Origin of the sequence: Mesorhizobium sp. M8A.F.Ca.ET.202.01.1.1 (genome assembly GCF_004791595.1) — a bacterium.
Taxonomy (GTDB): domain Bacteria; phylum Pseudomonadota; class Alphaproteobacteria; order Rhizobiales; family Rhizobiaceae; genus Mesorhizobium.
The window spans coordinates 89087-110504 of sequence record NZ_SRUN01000007.1 but is presented as its reverse complement, the minus strand read 5'-3'; the positions used below and the strand labels follow the sequence as shown (position 1 = coordinate 110504).

Below are 21418 nucleotides of genomic sequence, written 5' to 3'. Positions count from 1 at the left end.
TCTGCTGTCGGGCGACATCTGGGCGCCGGGTATGAGTTGGAAACCGCCAACTGCGTTTGCAGGTCATCGGGACAAGCCCGAGGGGTGACGCTCCAATGTACGTCCGGCACGCCCCTTGAGTTCTGGAGCAATTTCCAGGAAAGTGCGTAACGGCTTTCCGTCCGGAATTGCGTGAAAACAAAGAGTTAGAGCGGGTTAGCGATTCTATCAAACGCTGAACCGCTCTAGCCCTGCGGTTGCGGCTCCATGCCGCCTTCGGGCTCGGGACCCTTCTTGCGGCGGCCTCCGGACTTCGGAACGGCCGAGCCACGGCTCGGCGGTGTGTCGTCGCCAAGGTCGCGCGAGGGCTTCTGCCCTTCGATCAACTGCTTGATCTCCTCGCCGGACAGTGTCTCGTATTCGAGCAGGCCTTGCGCCAGCGCGATCCATTCCTTCTTCTTCTTGGTCAGCACCGACTTCGCCGTCGAATAGGCGTCGTCGATCAGCCGGCGCACTTCCGCATCGATGATCTGCGCCGTCTCTTCCGAGATGTTTTGCGTGCGCGCCACCGAATGGCCAAGGAAGACCTCTTCCTGGTTGTCGCCATAGGCGACATGGCCGAGCTTGTCGGAGAAGCCCCAGCGCGTGACCATGGCGCGCGCCAGCTTGGTCGCCTGCTCGATGTCGGAGGAGGCACCCGACGTGATGTTCTCCTTGCCGAACTTGAACTCCTCGGCGACGCGGCCGCCCATCATGATGGCGAGGCGCGAGACCATGTATTTGTAGCTCATGGAGTAGCGGTCGCCTTCCGGCAACTGCATGACCATGCCGAGCGCGCGGCCGCGCGGGATGATGGTCGCCTTGTGCAGCGGATCGGCCGACGGCACGTTGAGCGCCAGGATGGCGTGGCCGGCCTCGTGATAGGCGGTCAGCTCCTTCTCGGCCTGGGTCATGGCCGACGAGCGGCGCTCGGCGCCCATCATGATCTTGTCCTTGGCGTCCTCGAACTCGGCCATGGTGACGAGGCGCTTGTTGCGCCGCGCGGCCATCAGCGCGGATTCGTTGACAAGGTTCATCAGGTCGGCGCCGGAGAAGCCTGGCGTACCACGAGCGACGACCTTGAGGTCGACATTGGGCGCCAGCGGCACGTTGCGCACATGCACCTTGAGGATCTTCTCGCGGCCGACGATGTCGGGGTTGGGCACCACCACCTGGCGGTCGAAACGGCCGGGACGCAGCAACGCCGGATCGAGCACGTCGGGCCGGTTGGTGGCGGCGATCAGGATGATGCTTTCGTTGGATTCGAAGCCGTCCATCTCGACCAGCAACTGGTTCAGCGTCTGCTCGCGCTCGTCATTGCCGCCGCCGAGACCGGCACCGCGATGGCGGCCGACGGCGTCGATTTCGTCGATGAAGATGATGCAGGGCGCATTCTTCTTGGCCTGGTCGAACATGTCACGGACGCGGCTGGCGCCGACGCCGACGAACATCTCGACGAAATCCGAACCTGAAATGGTGAAGAACGGCACGTTGGCTTCGCCGGCGACCGAGCGGGCAAGCAGCGTCTTGCCGGTGCCGGGAGGACCGACCAGCAGCACGCCGCGCGGAATCTTGCCGCCGAGGCGCTGGAACTTCTGCGGATCGCGCAGGAACTCGACGATCTCTTCAAGATCTTCCTTGGCTTCGTCGACGCCGGCGACGTCCTGGAAGGTGACGCGGCCATGCGCCTCGGTCAGGAGCTTGGCCTTCGACTTGCCGAAGCCCATGGCGCGCCCGGAGCCGGACTGCATCTGACGCATGAAGAATATCCACACGCCGAGGATGAGGATCATCGGCAGCCACGAGATCAGGTAGCCGAACAGCGAATTGGAACCGTCGGTCTCGGGCCGCGCATTGATGGTGACGTTCTTGTCCTGCAGCCGCGAGACCAGTTGGGGATCGCCGGGCGAATAGGTCTGGAAGCCGCTGGAATTGTCGGTGTAGGTGCCGGTGATGCGGGCACCCGCGATGGTCACCGTCTTGACCCGGCCGGCCGCGACATCCTGCAGGAACTGCGAATAAGGCACATCGCTCGAAGCCCCGCGCGTCTGCGGCGTCTGGAACAGATTGAAGAGGGCGATGAGCAGGACCGCTATGATCGCCCAGAGCGCGAGGTTGCGATAGTTCGGATTCATCAATTGTCCCGTTGGTGTCCGCGAGCGGACAGCATCATGAGAGGAAACTTGGGCCTAACATAGGGAGAGCGTCCCCCCTTGCCAAGCAGAACAGCATGTCTGGGTTAAGCTTTCGCGCAGCATCAACCGGCACTGTGGCCGGCGAATGGCAAGGCGGGAAACGGCGCCGCGCCGATCAACCCGGCGACGGCGCGCGCCGGGGCCAGATCGAAGGACGGCAGGAAGCGGGCGAAGGGAGCAACGACTGGCGAGGCCGCAAACCCTTGCGATGTCGGCCAATCAGGCGCCGAACCGGCCTTTTCGACGGCTTGCAGCAGGCCTGGTTCAGCCGCCAATGCCGCGCGCATCAGGCTTGGCGGGGTTTCGCCCCGGCCTACAGCCAGCCGCTTCGCCGCCAACGCCCCGAATGGGGCGATCAACAATGCGCCGCTGGCGTCGTGCAATGTGATTTGGCGGCGGCCATCCCAGATGGTGGCGTCGACCGTTGCCGCTGCCGCCGGCAAGCCCCGCATTTCCCGGCGCAGGAAGATGCCGGCGCGCCGGAAGTCGATCACCGTCCGCGACAATGTGGCGCAAAGAAACCCCGCCTTCAGCCGGGCGAACAACGCCTCGCTGCGAGCCTGGTCCGGCAGGAAGGCAATCCCGCCTGTCGTCGCCAGGAGAATGCGCAGCGCGTAGACGGCCGCCTGGTCGTCGCCGGCGCTGAGCAGGGCCGGGTCGAGCCGGACGAGACCCGTCGCCGGCCGGCTGGCAAAGCGCTCGACCAGAGAGGCGGCCTTGGCGCCAAGCCGCATGCGGGCGCCGGCCGCCTGTGCCGCCAACGCCAGCGCGTCGTTCATGCGCTGTGCGCCGGCCTCCCCGGCAAGGGCCGCGCGCATGCGCGGCCGCTCGAAGGCTTCATCGGCATTGGTCGGGTCCTCGGCCCAGCCGACCTGTTGGCGGTGCAGGAAATCGCGCAGCACAGAGCGCCGGACGCCAAGAAGCGGTCGCACGATCCAGTCGCGCCAGTCATGCAAGGTGGCGGGCGCCATGCCGGCAAGGCCCCGTCCTTCATCGCGGCCCGCATCGTTGCGATCGCGCCGCATCAGCACCGTCTCGGCCTGGTCGTCCGATGTATGTCCGGTCACGATCAGGCCGATGCCCTCCGCCCGGGCGGCGCTGGCGAGCAGCCGGTAGCGCGCCTCGCGCGCTGCCGCAGGCAGGCCGGTCGATGGTTTTTCTCCCGACCAGGCGAGGATGCGGTGGGCGATGCCGCGCTCCGCGCAAAGCTGCGCCACGGCCTGCGCCTCACCAGCCGAACCCTGCCGCAAGCCGTGATCGACCGTGATCGCGAGCAGCCTCGTGGACGGCGCGGTATTGTCGAGATGCTGTTTGAGAAGAAGAAGGAGCGCGATCGAGTCGCTGCCGCCTGATACGGCCGCAACGGCGCCGTTGGTAAATTCGATATGCGAAAAAAGTCTCGTCGAAAACTCAGGCCCGGTGTCGAGCATCAATGCATTCGTCCAAAAGTCCCCGGTTTGGGACTGCGACATCCCCGGGAAAGATCAGCACGCAGCCAGGGCCTTCTCCTGCTTGACGCGTTCCTTGAGTGTGCTGGAAATATCGGGATAGCGCTTGCCGACCTCGCTGAAGGTGGCGCAGGCGACATCATGCTGCTTGAGGCCGACCAGCGACACACCGAGCTTCAACAGCATGTCGGGTGCCTTCTTGGCCTTGGGATAGTCCTTGCTGGCAGCGAGGAAGACTTCCGCCGCATCGCGGTATTTCTGCTGGCCAAGCAGCGATTCCCCCAGCCAGTAATGCGCGTCCGCCGTCTTGGCGTCTTTGGGGAAGCGGGAGATATGGTCGCGGAAACCCTGTTCGGCCGTGCCGTAGTCGCCCGACAGGATGAACTGGTAGGAGTTGCGGTAGAGCTCTTCGGGATTGTTGGTGGCGGGCAGCGCCGCGACCTGCGTGCCGCCGGACTTGCCAGCCTTGGCAGGTGCGCTGGCGGCAGGTGCGGTGTCCTGTGCCGGCGCGGTTGCCTGCGTGCTGCCGCCGGCATCGATCACATTGCCGTTCTTGTCGACGGTGATGGACCCAAAAGTCTTTTCGGGCGCTCCCTTGCCGGGGATCAGCTTGCCGGGGTCACCGTCGGGCGATTCGACGATGACGTCCTCGACCGTCTTGCCGCCTGTGGATTGATCGCCGCCGGGCGCGGCGCCGGCATCAGCCGGCGCCTGGGTTGCCGGGGCCGAGGCCACGTCGGTGTTGGTTCCGGTGGTGGCATCTGATTTCTTCTGCGCCGGCGGTTGTCCGCCTTGCGAGCCCCCTTCCAGCTGCTGGAAACGGAACTCGTTGTCTTCCTGCTGTTTGCGGATCTGCTCCTGCATCTGCAAGATCTGGAAATTGAGTTCCTCGACCTTGCCGGTCAGCTGCCGCAGTTGGTCCTCGAGCCCGGTCACGCCGACGCCGCTCGACTGCGCGAGCTGGACTTGATCCTGCTTTTTCTTCTCACCGAAAAGGCTGGGCAACTCAAGTGTCGGCAGATGGAACGAAAACCCGCTCTCGGTTGATTGCCCCGAACCGCTCGCCAAAGCGGTTACGCCTGATAGGAGCAGCAGCGCAAGCGTGCCGCTCAGAACCGATCTCAAATGCATGTGCCTCTCGCCGTCCAATCGTTAGCTTGTTCGCGCCTTCCAATCGATGTGAGACCAGCCAAGCGCCCTCGGCTCATAGCAGGGCGCGAGACTTCGGCCAAATTTTGTTTCGGGCCCCAGGATATGAAAAAGGCGGCCGGGAGGCCGCCTTTCGCAGAGGTGTGTTGTATTTTTGCCGATCAGGAACCGGCGCCGCTGAGCGTGGTGACGGCCCGGCGATTCTGCGACCAGCAGGAGATGTCATCGCACACGGCGACCGGACGTTCCTTGCCGTAGGAAATCGTCTTGAGGCGGCTGGCCGAAACGCCCTTGGAAACCAGGAAGTCGCGGGTGGCGGCGGCACGACGGGCACCGAGCGCCAGATTGTATTCGCGCGTTCCGCGTTCGTCGGCATGGCCTTCGACGACGATGGCATACTGCTTGTACTGGTTCAGCCACTGCGCCTGGCGCGAAAGCGTCGTCTGCGCGTCGGCCCGGATCGAGGTCGAGTCCGTATCGAAGAAGATGCGGTCGCCGATGTTGACGGTGAAGTCCTGCGCCGAGCCGGGCGTTGCGGCACCTGCGCCGTTGAGACCAAGATCGGCCGCGTTGTTCGGCGTCTTCTTCGAGGCGCAACCGGCGACGGCGAGCATCGCCACCAGCGCGATCATGACCGGGTTTCTGGTAAGTGCTGCGATACGGCCCATGCCGCCTCTCCTTCGTATTCGAGTGATTTCGTTGATCACCCAGTAACCACGTTTGGGTTAACCGGCATTCAAGAAACACGGTTAAAATTTGGTTTAGGCCGCCCGTCCGCAGCCGTTTGTCGTAAGCCACAGTTGGCGCGGACCCTAGGCGGAAATGCGGCCAAAACGCGACGAAGGCGTGGAAAAGGGGGAATGTAAGGGGAATTGAAGAGTTGGAGAACTGGAGAATTGAAGAAGGATGTTCACCTTAACTTCTCTCTGAGGTTCACCAGCATTCCGTACACATGGGCATACGATTGTAGCCACTCGTCCCGTTGCGCCTGTGAGATGTATTCGAGGTCGAATGCGTATGAAATCCACGTCTCGACTTCACTGCACGATCCCATGGCCATCGAAACGAACCGGGCGAATTCGGCTTTGGAGTGGGTCTGTTTGGCAAACCCCTCGGCCAGATTGGCGCAAATCCCTTTGCTGGAACGCCGCAGCTGATCGGCCAGCGCGTATTGCTCTATTTTGGGGAAAGCGAGCGTGGCCTTGTGAACCGTAAGAGAGACCATGTAAGCGCGCTTGTAGACCTCCAGATCCTTTGCTCGCTTTACGTAGCCTTCTGCTTTCTCCATCTCTTCAATTCTTCAATTCGCCAATTCCCGTATTATTCCAGCAGCGGTGACCAGGCCGGATCAGAAGCAAAATTCGCGGTCGGGATCGGCTGCTCGTTGCGGCCGGTGAGATCGACGGAAACCAGCTTCGGGCCGCCATTGGAGTCGCGGAAGAACATCAGCACGCGGCCGTTCGGCGCCCAGGTCGGGCCTTCCTGCTGGAAGCCGGACGACAGGATGCGCTCGCCAGAGCCGTCGGTCTTCATGACGCCGATCTGAAATTCGCCGCCGCTCTGCTTGGTGAAGGCGATGAGGTCGCCGCGCGGCGACCACACCGGCGTCGAATAGACGCCGTCGCCGAAGGAGATGCGGGTCTGGCCCGAGCCGTCGGCGCCCATGACGTAGATCTGCGCGCGGCCGCCACGGTCGGAAGTGAACACCACCTTGCTGCCGTCGGGCGAATAGGAGGGCGAGGTGTCGATGGCGGTCGAGTTGGTCAGACGCGTGGTCGAACGGCTGCGCAGGTCCATCGCGAAGATGTTGGAATTGCCGTCGTCGCGCAGCAGGCTCATGATCACCTTCTGGCCGTCGGGCGAGAAGCGCGGCGCGAACGTCATGCCGGGAAAATTGCCGACCAGTTCGCGCTGCCCGGTCTCGATCTGCAAGAGATAGACCCGCGGCTGGCCGCTCTCATAGGACATGTAGGTGATTTCCTGCCGGTTCGGCGAGAAGCGCGGCGTCAGCACGATCGACCGCCCATCCGAGAGGTAGCGGATGTTGGCGCCGTCCTGGTCCATGATGGCGAGACGCTTCTTGCGCGCGTTCTTGGCGCCGGACTCGTCAATGAAGACGACGCGCGTGTCGAAATAGCCCTTCTCGCCGGTCAGCCGCTCATAGATGGCATCGGCGATGATATGAGCGACGCGGCGCTGATTGGCGTCGTTGGCGAAGAACTGCTCGCCGGCCATCTGCTGGCCCGCGAATGTATCCCACAGCCGGTACTGGGCGCGGATGCGGCCGTCTGCTTCCTTGCTGACGCTTCCGGTGACCAGCGCTTGCGCGTTGATCACCTTCCAGTCGTCGAAGCGGGGGGTTGCGTCCGGATTGGCGATCTTCTCGATGAAGGCGCTCTTGTCGATCGGCGCGAACAGGCCGGAGCGCTTCAAATCGGCGGTGACGATCTGTGAGATCTGAGCGCCAAGCGCATCGCCACCCTGGAAATCCGTGATGGCGATCGGCAGCGGCTCGACATTGCCCTTGTTGACGTTGAGTTCGACCAGCGCCCACGCAGGCATCGGAACGACGGCCGTCATGCCCAGCGCCATCGCTGCAATCGTCAGGAGCGGCTTGAGGAAAGATCGCATATCTTCTCGCTTCTCTTCTTTGATTGGGTGGACGCCCGGCCTAGAGGCCAAGCATTTCCCTTGGATCGAAGGTGACCCGGATGTCGTTCCAGATGTCCTGTTTGCCGGCGGGAACCTGCAGGCCGGCCACGTCGCATTTCTGAACCGCGCGCACCGCGCTTTCGTCAAATTGCCGGTTGCCGCTCGACTTTTCGACGGACGGGCGGCCGTCGAGCTTGCCCGAATTGTCCAGGTTGAAGCGGACCACGACGACGAAATTCTCCGAACCTTCAAGCCCGGCCGGCAATGTCCAGCAACCGCCCAACTGGCTTTCCAGGGCGCCCTGCTCCGACTTCGACAGCTTCTGGCCCTGATCCTTGTCACCACCGAGCGACGCCTGCTGGGTCGAGCGCTTGGCGCCACCGCCGGACGGCTTCTGCTTGTCGAGCAAGGCCGAAATCTCATTGGCGTTGAACTGCTTGTCGTCGGACTTCGGCTTGGACGAGGCTTCCTTGACCGGCTTGTCGGCATCCTTGCGTTCCGGCGCCTTGGCGCTTTCGGCCTGTGCCGGCTGCGGCTTTGGCCGCGCTTCCGGCGCGGGCGCCGAATTCGGCAATTGCGTCTCTTCGGTTGGCGGGTCCTTCGCTATGGCCTCGGCGACGGCGTCGGGCTTGACCTCGGGCGTCGGATCGATAGCGGCTGTCTTGTCCTGCGGCGGCGGGGTCGGCGCCGGCTTGGCCGGCGTCGGCTTGGGCTCGGTCTGCTTGACCGGCTCGGGCTTCACCTCTTCCTTGGGCGTCGGCGCTGGCGCCACTTCCGTCGCCGGAGTGGGCTTGGGCTTTTCCTGCGGCTTCGGAACGTCCTCGGTCTTCGGGATTTCCTTCGGGGTCGGCGCGGGTGGCGGCGCCGAGGTCGTGTCGACTGGTTTTGGTTTGGCTTCCGGCGTTATCGGCTTGTCGGTGTCGACGCTGTTTTCGCCGACCTTCTGCGCGTTGGGTACGATATCGGGACGCTGCGTCGGCAGCGGCGCCGGCTTTTCATGCATCACGGCCTTCTTGTCGCCCTGCAGCGTCTGCGCGATGGCTTCCATCGGCACGATGTCGACCGCGACCGACTCCACGTCGGCGGACGGAAGCGCGGCCGGCGCCGACAGGGTGAACAGGCCGAAGGCCAGCACCGCCGTATGCAAGATCACCGATGTGGTGAGGCCGGTCCTCATCGTGAGTCTATTGATCCTGTTCCTGCAGTGAAACCAGGCCGATGTTCTTGTAGCCAGCGGCCGAGATGCGAGCCATGACCTTCATGGCCGTGCCATAGTCGGTCGACTTGTCGCCACGGATGAAGATGCGCTCTTCATAACCGGTCTTCGAGATAGCCTGCAGTTTGGCCACCAGCTCCTCGATCGGAATCTCGGTTTCCTGCAGGAAAATCTTGCCGGTCGCATCGATCGAGACGGTGATCGGCTGGGTGTCGGCATTCATCGCCTTGGCCTGGGTGTCCGGCAGGTCGATCGGCACGCCGACCGTCAGCATCGGTGCCGCGACCATGAAGATGATCAAGAGCACCAGCATCACGTCGACCATCGGCGTGACGTTGATCTCCGACATCAGCGCATGGTGACGGCCGCGCCGCCGGTGGCCGCGCCCGCCGCGCCCTCCCATGCCTACGGACATACCCATCTCGTTACTCCTCAGGCCTTAGGCGCGACTTTTTCATCGATTTGGCGCGAGAGTATGGCGGAGAACTCATCCGAGAACCCCTCCATGCGCACGGCGATCTTGCTCGCATCCGATGACAGCTTGTTATAGGCGATGACCGCCGGAATCGCGGCGAGCAGGCCGATGGCCGTCGCCAGCAGCGCCTCGGCGATGCCGGGCGCGACCACCGCGAGGCTGGTGTTCTTGGAGCCGGCGATGGCCTGGAACGAGGTCATGATGCCGATGACGGTGCCGAACAGGCCGATGAAAGGTGCCGCGGATCCGGTGGTGGCGAGGAAGCCGAGGCGCCCCTCCAGCTTCTCCATCTCGCGGGTCAGCGCCAGGTCCATGGCCTTGTCGATGCGGGTCTGCAGGCCGAGCGGCGACTTGGCGCCTTTTTCGAAACTCTTCTTCCATTCGCGCATGGCGGCGACGAAAATGGCGCCCATGCCTGTCGTCTTGCGGTCGGCGAGCGTGCGGTAGAGCTCCTCCAGCGACTGCCCGGACCAGAAAACCTGCTCGAAGCGGTTCAGCGCCAGCCGCATGCGGCCATAGGCGACCAGCTTGTCGACGATGATCGCCCAGGTCCACACCGAAGCGCAGAGCAGCCCGATCATGACCAGCTTGACCACCCAGCTGGCCTGCATGAACAAGGCCCAAATCGACAATTGCGCGCCCGGTTCGGCGAGTGCGATATTTTCCATCGTTACGTCCTTAAGATTTTCCGGGCGAAGCTGGCGGCTGGCCCATGGCATCCCTTGTGGTCGGTTCGCACGAAGCTACCGGACACCCCAAACCGTGCCGTTAGCGGCCTTTTCGGGGCAAATATTGGTGAAAGGAAGGCGCTGGATAACGCCAATCTTCACCAGTCTCTTCATGAACCGTTATGGTTAAGGATGGGTTAGTGTATAAGGCGCGGCGCATTGCCGCGCCTGGGTATCGCAGGCCGGCATCACCTGAATATCAGCCGACCCGTGGCATGAACGCCGCCACCCATTCCCTGGGAAAGCGCCTCGGCCGGCCGTTCTCGCCGATGATCGCCGCCTCGACCTTGGCCTCGACCAGCACCTCGTCGCCCCGCTTGAGCTGCTGTGCCATGAAGATTCGCGCACCGGAAATGGCATCGGTGCGGGTGTCTACGGTCAGGATGTCGTCGATGCGAGCGGGAATGCGGAAGTCGATCTCCATGCGGCGTACCACCCATGCGATCTTCTCGCCATGCTTGCCTTCGGCGAGTTCGGTGTGGTGCACGCCGGTGAGCCGGAGATAGTCGGAGCGGCCGCGCTCGAGGAATTCGAGATAGCGCGCGTGGTAGACGACGCCCGAAAAATCGGTGTCGGCGTAATAGACCCGCGCCATCAACCGGTGGCCGAACTCGGTCAGCGCGCCGGAAAGCCCAGCCAGCAATGCCGCGGATTCACCATGATCGCCCATTGCGCTTCCCTTTTGGATGCCGACGCGGCAGGTATTTTTGGCGCATGAACCCGATGGCACTGTTGACGACGATGATCAAGACCTTGATGGCAGTCGTGCTAGCGCTGGCGGCTTCTACACTTTCGGCTGAAGCGGCCACCTTCTCGATGAAGCGCGGTCTCAATCTCGACCAGTGGGTCACCTGGCCCGGCGAGGATCGGTGGGGTGATGCCAAGGCCATCCTGCCCTACCCGGAATGGCGAAAATTCCTTGGGGAAGACGACCTCAAGGCGTTGAAGGATGCCGGCTTCGATTTCCTGCGCATGCCGGTCGATCCGTCGCCTTTCCTCTCGGACAATACAACGGACCTGCGTGACCAACTCTATGCCAGCGTGCTGGACTCGGCGCGCATGATCAACCGAGCCGGGCTGAAGGTCATCGTCGACATGCACCTGATCCCGGCCGGCGGCAGCCGCAAGATCGGCATGGGTGAGGTGATGGACGATCCCGCGACCTTCGACCGCTACGTCGAGATGGTTCGCGGCATGGCGCGCACGCTGGCGGACGAAGAGCCCGAAAAGGTCGCTTTCGAACCGATGAACGAGCCGATCGTCGATTGCGACAGCGACGGCACCAGCCTGTGGCCCGGCCGCCAGCGCGAACTGTTCGCCGCGGCGCGCGCCTCGGCGACGAAGCTGACGCTGGTCCTGACCGGAGCCTGCTATTCCGCCGCCTCGTCGCTGGGGAGGATCGACCCGAGGACCATCCCCGACGACAACATCATCTGGACCTTCCACTCCTACGATCCATTCCTGCTCACCCATCAGGGCGCGACCTGGGCCGGCGACTTTATCCCCTACGTGACCGGCCTGCCCTATCCGTTGACCGCGGTTCCCAAGGCGCAGCTCGACGTCACGCTCGACACCATCCGCGCCCGGATTAAGGCCGAGGCGCCGTGGACACGGCAGAGCGGCCTGCTTGCCTATCTCGACGAGCAGGTCGCCAGCATGGACAGCCCCGACAAGCTGCTTGGCCTGATGGATGCGCCGTTCAAGACCGTCGAGACGTGGGCGAAGGCCAACGGCATCAAGCCGCAAGACATCACCCTGGGCGAGTTCGGCATGATCCGCCAGGAATATGGCAATGCCTATGTGATGCCGGCGGAGTATCGGGCCGCCTATGTCAAGGATATGATCGCGCGAGCCGAAGCGCACGGCTTCTCATGGTCGCTGTGGAGCTATGGCGGCGCTTTCGGCGTCGTCGATGCGTTCAATGGCGACAAGGCCGAGCCAGACGTGATGGACGCAATCCGAAGCCTCCCCTGAAGTCCCGGTCAGCCGAGGTCGATCTGCAGGATTTCCGGACGCATGCCGAAACGGATGGGCAAATTGCTGAAGCCGAGCCCGCCCGAGACGATCAGGTTGCGGTCGTTCTCGATGACATGGCCATAGGCGTAGCGATTGCCGAACTGCGACGGCACGATAGGCGAATAGCCGAACAGCCGCACCTGGCCGCCATGGGTGTGTCCCGCTAGCGTCAGCGACACACGCGACGGCACTTTTGGAAAAATGTCCGGTTCGTGCGCCAGCAGGATGACAGGCGCGGCGTCGCTGATTTTGGCCAGCGTGCCGTCGAGATCGTCCAATCCCCTGGGACGCTCGGTGTTCTTTTTCCGCAATAGCGCCAACTGATCGGCGAGGCCGGCGATCCATACGCCATGTCCGTCCTTTTCCAGACGCACGGCGTCGTTCTCCAGAACCGGGATGCCGACCTTCTCCAATGCCTTGCGCGCGATCGTCGGACCAACTCCGGCACGCTGCGCGAAGCCATCGGCCCACCAGTCGTGATTGCCGAGGATCGACAGCACGCCGAGCGGTGCCTTGAGGCCCGACAGGGCGCCAGCCCATTCCGGCGGCGTGACCCTACGTGACGCCAGGCGCATGCCGGCGATGTAGTCGCCGAGCAGAACGATCAGGTCCGGCTGCAACGCATTCGCCTCTTCGGCAAGCGAGGCAATCCGCTCCGGCGTCATCCAAGGCCGGCAGGCGTGGATGTCGGCAAGGGCGACGACGCGCAGCTTCAATCCATCAGGCCAATGCGGTGGCGTCAGCGCATAGCGCTTCACATGCGTCAGCAGCATCGGCTCGATGCCGACGGCGTAGGCGCTGAACGAGGCGACCGACAGCAGCGACCCGCCGATAAAGCGCATGAACCCGCGTCTGGTTATCATTGAGTGGCTCCGGCACCTCATTTCGGCATGCGCTGGTGCGTGTCGATCCTGATTTGGGCGGACGACATGCATGGAGGCAGCGAACCCGATACAATCCAGGAATACGCCGGTAAGCCGGCAAAGATGAGGAGAATTTGCGCAGGCCCGTTCACTGATGCTTGATCACTGGTCCGGGAACCCGTGACTGATCGATTGCCCCGCTATTCTTCCTGGAACAGGCTGATCTGCTGCTGCGCCAGGTCCTTCGGCGCATCAAGGCCGAGATGGCGCCAGGCATTGGCGGTCAGCACGCGGCCACGCGGCGTGCGCTGGATGAAGCCCTGCTGGATCAGATAGGGCTCGATAATGTCCTCGATGGCGTCGCGCGGCTCGGACAAGCCCGCCGCGATCGTCTCGATTCCCACCGGCCCGCCGCCGAAATTGCGGGCGATCATGCTGAGATAGCGGCGGTCGAGCGTGTCGAGGCCGAGCGCATCGACTTCGAGCCGGGTCAAGGCCTCGTCGGCGATCAGGCGGTCGACATGGCCGTCGCCGGCGACCGCGGCGAAATCGCGCACGCGCCGCAACAGCCGCCCGGCAATGCGCGGCGTGCCGCGCGCGCGCCGGGCGATCTCGAGTGCACCGTCGTCGCCGAGCGGCATCTGCAGGATGCGGGCGCCGCGCCGCACGATCTGCTCCAACTCCTCGACCGTGTAGAAATTGAGCCGCACCGGGATGCCGAACCGGTCGCGCAGCGGATTGGTGAGCAGGCCGAGCCGCGTGGTGGCTGCCACCAGCGTGAAACGGGCAAGGTCGATCTTGACCGAACGCGCCGCCGGTCCCTCGCCGATGATCAGGTCGAGCTGGAAATCCTCCATCGCCGGATAGAGGATTTCCTCCACCGCCGGGTTGAGCCTGTGGATCTCGTCGATGAACAGCACATCGCCTTCTTCGAGATTGGTCAGCAGTGCCGCGAGATCGCCGGCCTTGGCGATGACCGGCCCGGAGGTCGAGCGGAAATTGACGCCGAGTTCGCGCGCCATGATCTGCGCCAGCGTCGTCTTGCCCAGCCCCGGCGGTCCGACGAACAGCACGTGGTCGAGCGCCTCCTTGCGGCCCTTGGCGGCCTCGATGAAGACTTTGAGGTTTGCCCGAACCGCCGCCTGGCCGACGAAATCGTCGAGCGTCTGCGGCCGCAAGGTCTGCTCGGCATCCTCGCCGCGTTTTTCCGGAGCAATGAGACGGGGGGAAAGGCTCATGGGGCCTTCCTCGCACAGGGTAGCGCCCCGGACAAGCGAAGGCTCACCGCGCCAGTTCCTTCAGCCCGAAACGGATCAGCTTGGAGGCATCGGCTCCCTCTCCTGCCGTCTTCAGCGCCGCCGATACCGCATTGGCGGCGGTGTCGCGGGAATAGCCGAGATTGACCAGGGCCGAGACGGCGTCGGTGATCGGCGCCGGCGCCACGCCTTCGCCGAGCTCCTGCTTCAGCCCGATCGTACCGGAGGCAGCGCCGGCATAGGCCGGTGCCTTGGCCTTCAATTCGGTGACGATGCGCTCGGCCACCTTCTTGCCGACGCCGGGCGCGCGGGAAACCATGGCGATGTCGCGCAGCGCGATCGCATTGGCGAGGTCGGCCGGCGCCAGCGTCGACAGTATGGCCAGCGCCACCTTGGCGCCGACACCCGGCACATTGTTCATCAGCAGCCGAAACCATTCGCGCTCGAGCTGCGACTGGAAACCATAGAGCCGGATCATGTCCTCGCGCACATAGGTCTCGATGAACAGCACCACCGCTTCGCCGGGCGAAGGCAGCGCGGCAAGCGTGCGGGTCGAGCAGTAAGCGACATAGCCGACGCCATGGATATCGACGAGACAATGGTCTTCGTCGATCTCATCGAGCGTGCCCTTGAGCTTGCCGATCATGCCAGATCTTTCATGGAAGATAGGCCCTCATGGGTGCGTTTCCGGAGAGATGATATCGAGATCGGGGAAGTAACTGCGATACCGTGCTGCGTCTCGGGTCAAAAGACGATGTCCGGCAACGGTCGCATGAGCGCCAATAAAGAAATCAGGCAGAGTGCGCTCCCGAACACCGCCGGCCCGGCGATAGCGGGAATGCGTGACGCCCGCAAGGAATGCCGCGTCCCAAGGTACAAGTTCGCGATCCATCTCGAGCATGTCGACTGCTTTTCGAAGCGCCGTCTCCGTCGCGATCAGCGGCGCCAACTCGGACCAGACGATGGCATTGACGACCAATGCGCCGTCGCCTCGGCACAAGGTGATTTTAGACGCTGACCATTTTTTCAGAGGCCCAGTTGGCCCCCAAACATCGATCAGGACATTCGTGTCAATCAACGTCGAGATCTTCACGTGGGCCTCTCAACCACTCCATGTACTGGTCGCTGGTCATGCCTCCCAGATCCAATGTCCCCTCCATTTGGTCGAGAACATCGCTGAACCTGCGCAATTTCTCCTCCTCGGAGAGGTCCCCGTCGACGGCAACCAGCCGAACGTCCCCATTGGTGGCCACGAACTCCACCTCGGAGCCTGGGCCTATGCCCAGATGGTCCCTTATAGGTTTGGGGATCGTGACCTGCCCCTTGACGGTGACGCGCATGGTAATACCTCAAAGGTATTACCTACCCCATAGCCGTGAACAAGTCAAGAACATCACTAACCGGCGAGCGCCAGCCTATAGGCGGCACTTTGCCGGTGATGCGCGTGGCAAATCGCAATGGCCAGCGCGTCAGCGGCGTGTTCGGTGTCGAAGACCGCCTTCGGCAATAACACCTTCACCATCATGTGGATCTGCTTCTTGTCGCCGTGGCCGACGCCGATCACCGCCTTCTTCACCGCGTTTGGCGCATATTCGGCGACAACGAGGCCGGCGCGCGCCGGCACCAGCATGGCGATGCCGCGTGCCTGCCCGAGCTTCAGCGTCGCAACGGCGTCCTTGTTGACGAAGGTCTGTTCGACCGCGGCCTCATGCGGCATGGCCTGATGCAGGATTTCGGCGAGCCCGTCATGCAGTTGGCAGAGCCGCGTCGCCAGCGCCGCCTTGTCCTCGGAGCGTACGGTGCCCGAAGCGACGAAGCGCAACGAATTGCCGAGGCTCTCGATGATGCCCCAGCCGGTGCGCCTGAGCCCCGGATCGATACCGATGATGCGAATCGCGTCCCCCATGCCGTGAGTGTACCTCCGGCGGACAGCGATGCCAGCGAAAAGTGAACAAACCGGAAACGCCCACCCCGCCAACTGGGGAAGGCTTCGAAGTTTCTCAGTTGCGGGCGAAGGCGGTGTTGAGCAGGCTGATCTGGTCGGAGACCGGATTGGGCCGGCGAGCCACGGGCTGCGTGTCGACCATCGCGCCGGCGCCGTAGATCTCTTCGTCCATGCGGCGCACCAATGCCTGAAGGCGCAGCGACCGGTTGACGAGGTCGAGGAAATCGCTCGGCAGTTCGGCCCAGCCGGCCGCCTCGTCATGGGCGGAAGCGGTGTCGAGGCGCACCTTGGACTTTTCCGAAGCGACCTGGTCGCGGGTCATCTCGCCGGAATTCGCCGCGCGCTGCAAAAGCAGCCACGAGGCAACCTGCATCAGCCTGGTGGTCAGCCGCATCGACTCGGCCGCGTAGAGCGTGGCTGCCAGCCGCGACAGTTTCTTGGCCTCGGCCCGGCCCTTGCCGTCGAGATACTCCGCCGCCTGTTCGACCAGGCCCATGCCTTCCTGGTAAAGCGGTTTGAAGGAGTGCGAAAACACCCGGCGTTCCGCCAGCTTGACGGTTTTCACAACGCCTTTCGACGGCTCGTTCATTGATAACGCCCCTGCACTTGCAACCGGCCGATTCGGCTCTCTGCCGATACACCCGTGACCCTATAAAACTGAAGCTTGAAAATGCGCTTCGTCCGGGGTGAAGGCAAGCACATGTTTAACAGAAGGTTAACAGCGACCGGCGTCGCGGGAAGCCACCGGAATGCGGACAAAAAAAGAGCCGCGGATAAGGCGGCTCTCAGGAGTTTAACAGGGAGGCGTCAAACAAAGTGGCTCCAACCACTCGGTAAGAATCCAGATCACTGGATGCACATAGTAAACGCCTGTAAAGCTTAATGGACCCTTAACATCCCTGATATTTTTTGACCCTACACACTACTCCTGTGCCGTAACAGCACAGCCGCGCAGGCAAGGTTTCGGCCTCACTCAGGCCTTTTTCCACACCACCGGCAGGGCGATGAAGGCGAACAGCAGCATGCCTGCGTAGAAGCCGATCGAAGATATCCCCAGCAACGGCTCGATCCCCGGATTTCCGGCAAGCAGTATATAAAGGCCGATCATGAGCCCGATGCCGCTGATTGCCGTCAGCCAGAAATGGACGAGGGCCAGCGTCTTTTGCCCGGCAGCCGGAAACAGGTGGTAAAAGAACGCGAAGACCGCCGACATGAGCCAGCCAGCCACCATCGTGTGGGCGTGGGTCGGCATCTGGCCATGATCCTCGCTGATCGCCATGTGGATGCCGAGTGCCATGCCGCACAGCGCGTAGATGATCGCCAGCGTGAAGAAATTCCGTGCTACCCCTTGCATATATTAGTCCCCCGAATTGCCTTTTCCCAAGTTGGGAATGAGTTGATCGTCAGGCAAGCGCTGCCGCCGCCGGACCTCCGCCGTCGGCACTAGCATCGGCATTGTTTCCGGACGATGTCACGCCCCCCCCCGACAATGCCGACAATAGCAGAAAGCCGGGCGGCGCCTTCATCATATTAGCGACGCCTTTCGTTAGCCGGCGGCCTGAAACACAGCCGGTTTTTCCACGACATCGTCCCGAAACAACCGCGGCGCTAAACGCGGCGGCGGCGAAGCGGACGGGCAATGGCCCGCCCTCGCCAGCAACCATTGGGCATCGGGGAGAAAGCCATGGATTGGTATTCCATCGTCAAATTGCTGCACATCCTTTCGGCAACGCTTTGGGTCGGCGGCGGCTTCACGCTGATGGTGCTGGCGACGCTGGCGGATCGAGCCGGCAACATCCAGGGAACGCTGCAGGCGATGCGCGCCACCGGCGAGCTGGGCAACCGCTTCTTCGCGCCGATGTCGATGCTGACATTGGCCTTCGGATTGATCATGTGCTCGTTCTGGGTCGGCTTCTCCGATCTCTGGGTCCTGATCGGCCTTGCCGGCTACGCCACGACCTTCTGCATCGGAATGTTCGTTTTCAAGCCGACTGCCGACCGCATGGGCGCGATGATCGCCAGGGACGGCGTGACGCCCGCGGCACTGGCCTATGGCCAGCGCATCCTGCGGGCGGCGCGCTTCGACTATGCGGTCATGCTCGTCATCATCACCGACATGGTGCTGAAGCCGACCCTGCACGACGTCGTCATTCTCGCGGGCATGGTGGTGGTTCTTGCCGCCGGTGCCGCCATGGCGCTCAGCCGGCCAAGACGCATGGTGCCCAGCGCCGCCTGACGCGGGCTGGAGTGCTACATGATGCCGGCGATCCCGTCCCACAGAAGCTTCACCGCCACGACCGCCACGGTCGCATAGGTGAAGGGATAAAAAATCTCCGGCCGCATGCGCCGCACCAGCCACGCGCCGGCGATGGTCGACAGCGGCGCCAGCGGCATCAGCACCGCCGATGCCGTCAGATTGGCGGTATCGAACTGGCCGAGCGCGAAATAGGGGATGAGCTTCAGCGCATTGGTGGCGGCAAAGAAGATCGCCGCCGTGCCCGACAGCACCTTGGGGTCGAGCCGGATCGGCAAGGCATAGACCTGGAAGGGCGGTCCGCCGACATGGGCAACGAAGCTGGTAAACCCGGCGACGGTGCCCCATATGGCCGCCGCCACGCGATTGGGTGCGGCGGCATGGTCGGAGCCGTGACGAAACTGCAGGTAAAGCCAGCGCAGCACGAAGATAATGGCGACGGCGCCGACGATCAGCCGCACCGCTTCCTCGGTGACGAGTGCCGCCGTCAGCCAGCCAAGCCCGATGCCGATGACGGCGCCCGGCATCATGTCGACCAGCATCTTGCGATCGTATACGCCCCACCACGTCCACACCGAGACGATGTCCATCAGGCACAGGATCGGCAGCAGGATGGCGGCCGCCTGCACCGGCGGCATGGTCAGCGCCATCAGCGGCACGCCGACGAAGCCGACGGCGCCGCCAAAGCCGCCCTTCGACAGGCCGACCAGAATGACCGCCGGGACGGCGGCCGCGTAGAACCACGGATCGAGAAGCAGGCCTGACATGGGGAGGGACTGGTCTGGAGGGAAAGCGGATCAACGCCTGAATAGCCCAGAATCGCGTGCCCGGCGACCGCAAATATGGGCTGGCCGCGACGCGCCTGGCCGACGGGCTTCGAATAGCTATCGGCGCGCCGAAACCAGCAGGAACATCGGCCGCTCGAGCTCTTCCGCAAGACCCGGCATGGCCGCGATCTGCGCGTCCGTCGGACGGAATTCCTCGACATGCTCGATCGTGAAACCCGTCCCGATCAGCGTGTTCAGCGTGGTGCCGATGGTGCGGTGGTGTTTCACCACGCCCTTGGCCAACCAGTCGGTCTTGCGCGGCCCTTCCACCAGATACCGGTCGACAGGCCAGGTCTTTTTCCCCTCGCCATCGATCGACCAGCCGGGATTGGTCGGCGCCATGTAGATCGGATGCTCCGTCGAGAAGACAAAATGGCCGCCGGGCGACAGGGCCTGATGCACGGTCCCGAACAGGCGCTCGACATCCTCGACATAGTGCAAGGCGAGCGAACTGTAGGCGAGGTCGAAGCTGGCCCGCGGCAGGCTGAGCTGGTCGAGGTCGGCTCTCTCATGCCCGTGTCCGGGCCGGCAGCTCTGGCCCGGGCAAGCATCTTCTCCGACAGGTCCAGCCCAAGGACATCGCGCGCCCCTTGCCCGTGCGCCCAGCGGCAAAACCAGCCAAAGCCGCAGCCGAGGTCGACGATCCTCAGGCCCGTGACATCAGGCAGCATCGCGCGCAGCGCCGGCCACTCGGCGGCACCGTCCAAGCCTTCGACCGAGCGGCCAAGCTGGCTGTAGCCCGCGAAGAATTCCGGTTGATCGTAGATGTTCTGCGCCATGTTTTTCTCGCTTTCGGACAGCCATCTGGCGGAAGACTGACATTTGGTGGACTGGCCGCGCCTTTCCACCATGGCCTCGGGGTGTCAAGCCTATGAGCCCGACGGCAACCCCAGTGGCGGCGGCCGCCGCCGGATCGGCTGTGCCTTGATGATGGCGGTGCTGGTCTCGGCCTTGTCGGCGATCCGGTCGAGAATGCCGTCGAGGTCGCCGATCGAGCGCACGAACAGCCGGGCGACGAAACAGTCATCTCCCGTCACCTTGTCGCATTCGCCAAACTCTTCAATCTCCTCGATCAGTTTCTGGACGATGTGCAGCTTGCCCGGCAAAGGTTTGATCCGCACGATCGCCTGCAGCGTATAGCCGAGCGCCAGCGGATCGATCTCGACGGTGAACGCCCGGATGACGCCGCGCTCCTCGAGCCGCCGCAAGCGCTCCGAAACGCTCGGCGACGACAGCCCGACCTGGGCCGCCAGATCCTTCAGCGAGGTCCGCGCATCCCTGACCAGGATTTCGAGGAGATTTCGGTCGAGATCGTCCAGCATTTCTTTTTCTCGCAGATTCGAGCAGATGCCTAATATAATTAGGTCACTTCCTCATATAGCCTTTCTGAAGGGATGGAAAGCCTCGGCGTCACATGAGATTATGCTGGCTCAACGGGTTCAGAGGCTTATCATGAACGATACGGTACGTGGCACGGTCGAAATGTCGGCCGCAATGGCGATCCTGGGAACAATCGGATGGTTCGTCATCATGTCCGGCCAGCCGATCATGGATGTAGTGTTCTGGCGCTGCGCGTTCGGCGCGCTGACGCTGCTCATCATCTGCGCTTCGCTTGGATTGTTGCGCAACAGGCTGTCGTTGCGCATCGTCGGCCTCGCAGCACTTGGGGGCGCGGCGATCGTCATCAACTGGCTGCTCCTGTTTAGCGCATTCTCACGCGCCTCCATCTCGATCGCCACCGCGGTCTACAACACGCAACCCTTCATGCTGGTCGGCTTCGGCGCGCTGTTGTTCGCCGAGCGGCTGACATTGACCAAGCTGACCTGGCTGGCAATCGCCTTCGCCGGCATGGTGCTGATCGTCGGGGCCGCCCCAGACGCCGGCGATGTCGGCACGAACTATTTCGCCGGCATCCTGATGGCCCTGGCCGCCGCCTTTTTCTGGGCTGTCGCGGCCATCGTCACCAAGAAGCTCAAGGGCACGCCGCCGCATCTGATCGCGCTCATCCAGGTCTGCGTCGGCGTCGTCATGCTGGCGCCCTTCGCCAATCTCTCGCATCTTCCCGCCGACCCATGGAGCTGGGCCATGCTGGCAACGCTCGGCATCGTCCACACCGGCGTGATGTACATCCTGATGTACGGCGCCATCCAGAAGCTGCCGACGCATCTGCAGGGGTCGCTGTCCTTCATCTATCCGGTCGTTGCCATCCTGGTCGATGTCATCGCTTTCGGCCATCGGCTGCATCTTAGCCAGGTCGTCGGCGCCGCCGCCATCCTGATCGCAGCCGCCGGCATGAACCTCGGCTGGACATTGTGGAAATCGAGACCGTCCGCCGCGAGCCCGCAGCCGATCAAGTAAGGCGGCACGCCGGCTACC

The 21418-nt window shown here is 63.3% G+C and carries 24 protein-coding genes and 1 pseudogene; 3 read left to right on the top strand and 22 right to left on the bottom strand.

All coding sequences use genetic code 11. The annotated features are described in order from the left end of the window. Positions 1-224: 224 nt before the first annotated feature. The 10 genes from ftsH to ybgC all read right to left on the bottom strand — a co-directional run bounded on the left by ftsH (position 225) and on the right by ybgC (position 10551). Positions 225-2153, bottom strand: coding sequence for an ATP-dependent zinc metalloprotease FtsH (ftsH, locus tag EN845_RS16925; protein WP_127872126.1), 1929 nt, complete (start codon positions 2151-2153; stop codon positions 225-227). 122 nt (positions 2154-2275) lie between these two features. Then, entirely contained in the window at positions 2276-3643 is a 1368-nt protein-coding gene (gene tilS, locus EN845_RS16920; RefSeq protein WP_127872171.1) for a tRNA lysidine(34) synthetase TilS, read from the bottom strand. 54 nt (positions 3644-3697) lie between these two features. Further along, the gene (gene ybgF, locus EN845_RS16915; protein ID WP_127872127.1) at positions 3698-4792 is read right to left on the bottom strand and encodes a tol-pal system protein YbgF; all 1095 of its coding nucleotides are present in this window, start codon (positions 4790-4792) and stop codon (positions 3698-3700) included. A gap of 179 nt (positions 4793-4971) precedes the next feature. Further along, complete coding sequence (gene pal, locus EN845_RS16910; protein ID WP_127279987.1) at positions 4972-5478, bottom strand: peptidoglycan-associated lipoprotein Pal; 507 nt, start codon at positions 5476-5478, stop codon at positions 4972-4974. Positions 5479-5720: 242 nt separating this feature from the next. Then, positions 5721-6098: a four helix bundle protein gene (locus EN845_RS16905; protein ID WP_127872128.1), complete on the bottom strand. Its 378-nt coding sequence runs from the start codon at positions 6096-6098 to the stop codon at positions 5721-5723. A gap of 32 nt (positions 6099-6130) precedes the next feature. After that, on the bottom strand, positions 6131-7441 hold the full coding sequence (gene tolB / locus EN845_RS16900; RefSeq protein ID WP_127872129.1) for a Tol-Pal system beta propeller repeat protein TolB: 1311 nt from the start codon (positions 7439-7441) through the stop codon (positions 6131-6133). Between the two features lie 40 nt (positions 7442-7481). Beyond that, entirely contained in the window at positions 7482-8639 is a 1158-nt protein-coding gene (locus tag EN845_RS16895) for a TonB family protein (protein WP_127872130.1), read from the bottom strand. Positions 8640-8646: 7 nt separating this feature from the next. Next, complete coding sequence (gene tolR / locus EN845_RS16890; RefSeq protein WP_027141797.1) at positions 8647-9099, bottom strand: protein TolR; 453 nt, start codon at positions 9097-9099, stop codon at positions 8647-8649. An 11-nt stretch (positions 9100-9110) separates the two neighbouring features. Next, a complete protein-coding gene (tolQ, locus tag EN845_RS16885) occupies positions 9111-9821 on the bottom strand; it encodes a protein TolQ (RefSeq protein WP_015315267.1) in 711 nt (236 codons plus the stop codon). A gap of 259 nt (positions 9822-10080) precedes the next feature. After that, entirely contained in the window at positions 10081-10551 is a 471-nt protein-coding gene (gene ybgC, locus EN845_RS16880; RefSeq protein WP_127280352.1) for a tol-pal system-associated acyl-CoA thioesterase, read from the bottom strand. 53 nt (positions 10552-10604) lie between these two features. On the opposite strand from ybgC, the gene EN845_RS16875 reads away from it, so the two are divergent. Continuing rightward, a complete protein-coding gene (locus tag EN845_RS16875; protein WP_127872172.1) occupies positions 10605-11855 on the top strand; it encodes a cellulase family glycosylhydrolase in 1251 nt (416 codons plus the stop codon). Between the two features lie 8 nt (positions 11856-11863). On the opposite strand, the gene EN845_RS16870 is transcribed toward EN845_RS16875, so the two are convergent. From EN845_RS16870 to EN845_RS16835, 8 genes are all read right to left on the bottom strand, one after another. Continuing rightward, positions 11864-12760, bottom strand: a complete 897-nt coding sequence (locus EN845_RS16870) for a metallophosphoesterase (protein ID WP_127872131.1) — start codon at positions 12758-12760, stop codon at positions 11864-11866. A gap of 200 nt (positions 12761-12960) precedes the next feature. Then, on the bottom strand, positions 12961-13998 hold the full coding sequence (gene ruvB, locus EN845_RS16865; protein ID WP_127872132.1) for a Holliday junction branch migration DNA helicase RuvB: 1038 nt from the start codon (positions 13996-13998) through the stop codon (positions 12961-12963). 43 nt (positions 13999-14041) lie between these two features. Further along, on the bottom strand, positions 14042-14662 hold the full coding sequence (gene ruvA / locus EN845_RS16860) for a Holliday junction branch migration protein RuvA (protein ID WP_127280068.1): 621 nt from the start codon (positions 14660-14662) through the stop codon (positions 14042-14044). Between the two features lie 27 nt (positions 14663-14689). After that, a complete protein-coding gene (locus EN845_RS16855; protein WP_127280067.1) occupies positions 14690-15109 on the bottom strand; it encodes a type II toxin-antitoxin system VapC family toxin in 420 nt (139 codons plus the stop codon). Continuing rightward, on the bottom strand, positions 15087-15356 hold the full coding sequence (locus tag EN845_RS16850) for an AbrB/MazE/SpoVT family DNA-binding domain-containing protein (RefSeq protein WP_127280066.1): 270 nt from the start codon (positions 15354-15356) through the stop codon (positions 15087-15089). Before EN845_RS16850 ends, EN845_RS16855 begins: the two co-directional genes overlap by 23 nt. 56 nt (positions 15357-15412) lie before the next feature. Next, positions 15413-15922, bottom strand: a complete 510-nt coding sequence (gene ruvC, locus EN845_RS16845) for a crossover junction endodeoxyribonuclease RuvC (protein WP_127872133.1) — start codon at positions 15920-15922, stop codon at positions 15413-15415. Positions 15923-16016: 94 nt separating this feature from the next. Further along, positions 16017-16550: a DUF1465 family protein gene (locus EN845_RS16840; protein ID WP_127872134.1), complete on the bottom strand. Its 534-nt coding sequence runs from the start codon at positions 16548-16550 to the stop codon at positions 16017-16019. A 384-nt stretch (positions 16551-16934) separates the two neighbouring features. Next, positions 16935-17315, bottom strand: a complete 381-nt coding sequence (locus tag EN845_RS16835) for a hypothetical protein (protein WP_023771684.1) — start codon at positions 17313-17315, stop codon at positions 16935-16937. A gap of 330 nt (positions 17316-17645) precedes the next feature. Between EN845_RS16835 and EN845_RS16830 the strand changes: the two genes are divergently transcribed. Next, positions 17646-18197: a DUF2269 family protein gene (locus EN845_RS16830; protein WP_127872135.1), complete on the top strand. Its 552-nt coding sequence runs from the start codon at positions 17646-17648 to the stop codon at positions 18195-18197. Positions 18198-18211: 14 nt separating this feature from the next. On the opposite strand, the gene EN845_RS16825 is transcribed toward EN845_RS16830, so the two are convergent. From EN845_RS16825 to EN845_RS16815, 4 genes and pseudogenes are all read right to left on the bottom strand, one after another. After that, positions 18212-18982: a sulfite exporter TauE/SafE family protein gene (locus EN845_RS16825; RefSeq protein ID WP_127872136.1), complete on the bottom strand. Its 771-nt coding sequence runs from the start codon at positions 18980-18982 to the stop codon at positions 18212-18214. Between the two features lie 117 nt (positions 18983-19099). Then, complete coding sequence (locus EN845_RS16820) at positions 19100-19654, bottom strand: class I SAM-dependent methyltransferase (protein ID WP_348631101.1); 555 nt, start codon at positions 19652-19654, stop codon at positions 19100-19102. Further along, a pseudogene (locus tag EN845_RS36780) lies at positions 19615-19713 on the bottom strand (SAM-dependent methyltransferase); the annotation flags it as partial. The pseudogene EN845_RS36780 and the gene EN845_RS16820, both read right to left, overlap by 40 nt. A 198-nt stretch (positions 19714-19911) precedes the next feature. After that, positions 19912-20364 carry an Lrp/AsnC family transcriptional regulator gene (locus EN845_RS16815; protein WP_127872137.1) on the bottom strand — a complete coding sequence of 151 codons (453 nt, stop codon included), beginning with the start codon at positions 20362-20364 and terminating at the stop codon, positions 19912-19914. Positions 20365-20494: 130 nt separating this feature from the next. Here EN845_RS16815 and EN845_RS16810 point away from each other — a divergent pair, with 130 nt between their 5' ends. After that, a complete protein-coding gene (locus tag EN845_RS16810; protein WP_127872138.1) occupies positions 20495-21400 on the top strand; it encodes a DMT family transporter in 906 nt (301 codons plus the stop codon). Positions 21401-21418 lie beyond the last annotated feature (18 nt).

Bases quoted from the DNA above. Each gene is read 5' to 3' on its own strand.
- ftsH (WP_127872126.1), bottom strand. From the start codon at position 2,153: ATGAATCCGAACTATCGCAACCTCGCGCTCTGGGCGATCATAGCGGTC.
- tilS (WP_127872171.1), bottom strand. From the start codon at position 3,643: ATGCTCGACACCGGGCCTGAGTTTTCGACGAGACTTTTTTCGCATATC.
- ybgF (WP_127872127.1), bottom strand. From the start codon at position 4,792: ATGCATTTGAGATCGGTTCTGAGCGGCACGCTTGCGCTGCTGCTCCTA.
- pal (WP_127279987.1), bottom strand. From the start codon at position 5,478: ATGGGCCGTATCGCAGCACTTACCAGAAACCCGGTCATGATCGCGCTG.
- EN845_RS16905 (WP_127872128.1), bottom strand. From the start codon at position 6,098: ATGGAGAAAGCAGAAGGCTACGTAAAGCGAGCAAAGGATCTGGAGGTC.
- tolB (WP_127872129.1), bottom strand. From the start codon at position 7,441: ATGCGATCTTTCCTCAAGCCGCTCCTGACGATTGCAGCGATGGCGCTG.
- EN845_RS16895 (WP_127872130.1), bottom strand. From the start codon at position 8,639: ATGAGGACCGGCCTCACCACATCGGTGATCTTGCATACGGCGGTGCTG.
- tolR (WP_027141797.1), bottom strand. From the start codon at position 9,099: ATGGGTATGTCCGTAGGCATGGGAGGGCGCGGCGGGCGCGGCCACCGG.
- tolQ (WP_015315267.1), bottom strand. From the start codon at position 9,821: ATGGAAAATATCGCACTCGCCGAACCGGGCGCGCAATTGTCGATTTGG.
- ybgC (WP_127280352.1), bottom strand. From the start codon at position 10,551: ATGGGCGATCATGGTGAATCCGCGGCATTGCTGGCTGGGCTTTCCGGC.
- EN845_RS16875 (WP_127872172.1), top strand. From the start codon at position 10,605: ATGGCACTGTTGACGACGATGATCAAGACCTTGATGGCAGTCGTGCTA.
- EN845_RS16870 (WP_127872131.1), bottom strand. From the start codon at position 12,760: ATGATAACCAGACGCGGGTTCATGCGCTTTATCGGCGGGTCGCTGCTG.
- ruvB (WP_127872132.1), bottom strand. From the start codon at position 13,998: ATGAGCCTTTCCCCCCGTCTCATTGCTCCGGAAAAACGCGGCGAGGAT.
- ruvA (WP_127280068.1), bottom strand. From the start codon at position 14,662: ATGATCGGCAAGCTCAAGGGCACGCTCGATGAGATCGACGAAGACCAT.
- EN845_RS16850 (WP_127280066.1), bottom strand. From the start codon at position 15,356: ATGCGCGTCACCGTCAAGGGGCAGGTCACGATCCCCAAACCTATAAGG.
- ruvC (WP_127872133.1), bottom strand. From the start codon at position 15,922: ATGGGGGACGCGATTCGCATCATCGGTATCGATCCGGGGCTCAGGCGC.
- EN845_RS16840 (WP_127872134.1), bottom strand. From the start codon at position 16,550: ATGAACGAGCCGTCGAAAGGCGTTGTGAAAACCGTCAAGCTGGCGGAA.
- EN845_RS16835 (WP_023771684.1), bottom strand. From the start codon at position 17,315: ATGCAAGGGGTAGCACGGAATTTCTTCACGCTGGCGATCATCTACGCG.
- EN845_RS16830 (WP_127872135.1), top strand. From the start codon at position 17,646: ATGGATTGGTATTCCATCGTCAAATTGCTGCACATCCTTTCGGCAACG.
- EN845_RS16825 (WP_127872136.1), bottom strand. From the start codon at position 18,982: ATGTCAGGCCTGCTTCTCGATCCGTGGTTCTACGCGGCCGCCGTCCCG.
- EN845_RS16815 (WP_127872137.1), bottom strand. From the start codon at position 20,364: ATGCTGGACGATCTCGACCGAAATCTCCTCGAAATCCTGGTCAGGGAT.
- EN845_RS16810 (WP_127872138.1), top strand. From the start codon at position 20,495: ATGAACGATACGGTACGTGGCACGGTCGAAATGTCGGCCGCAATGGCG.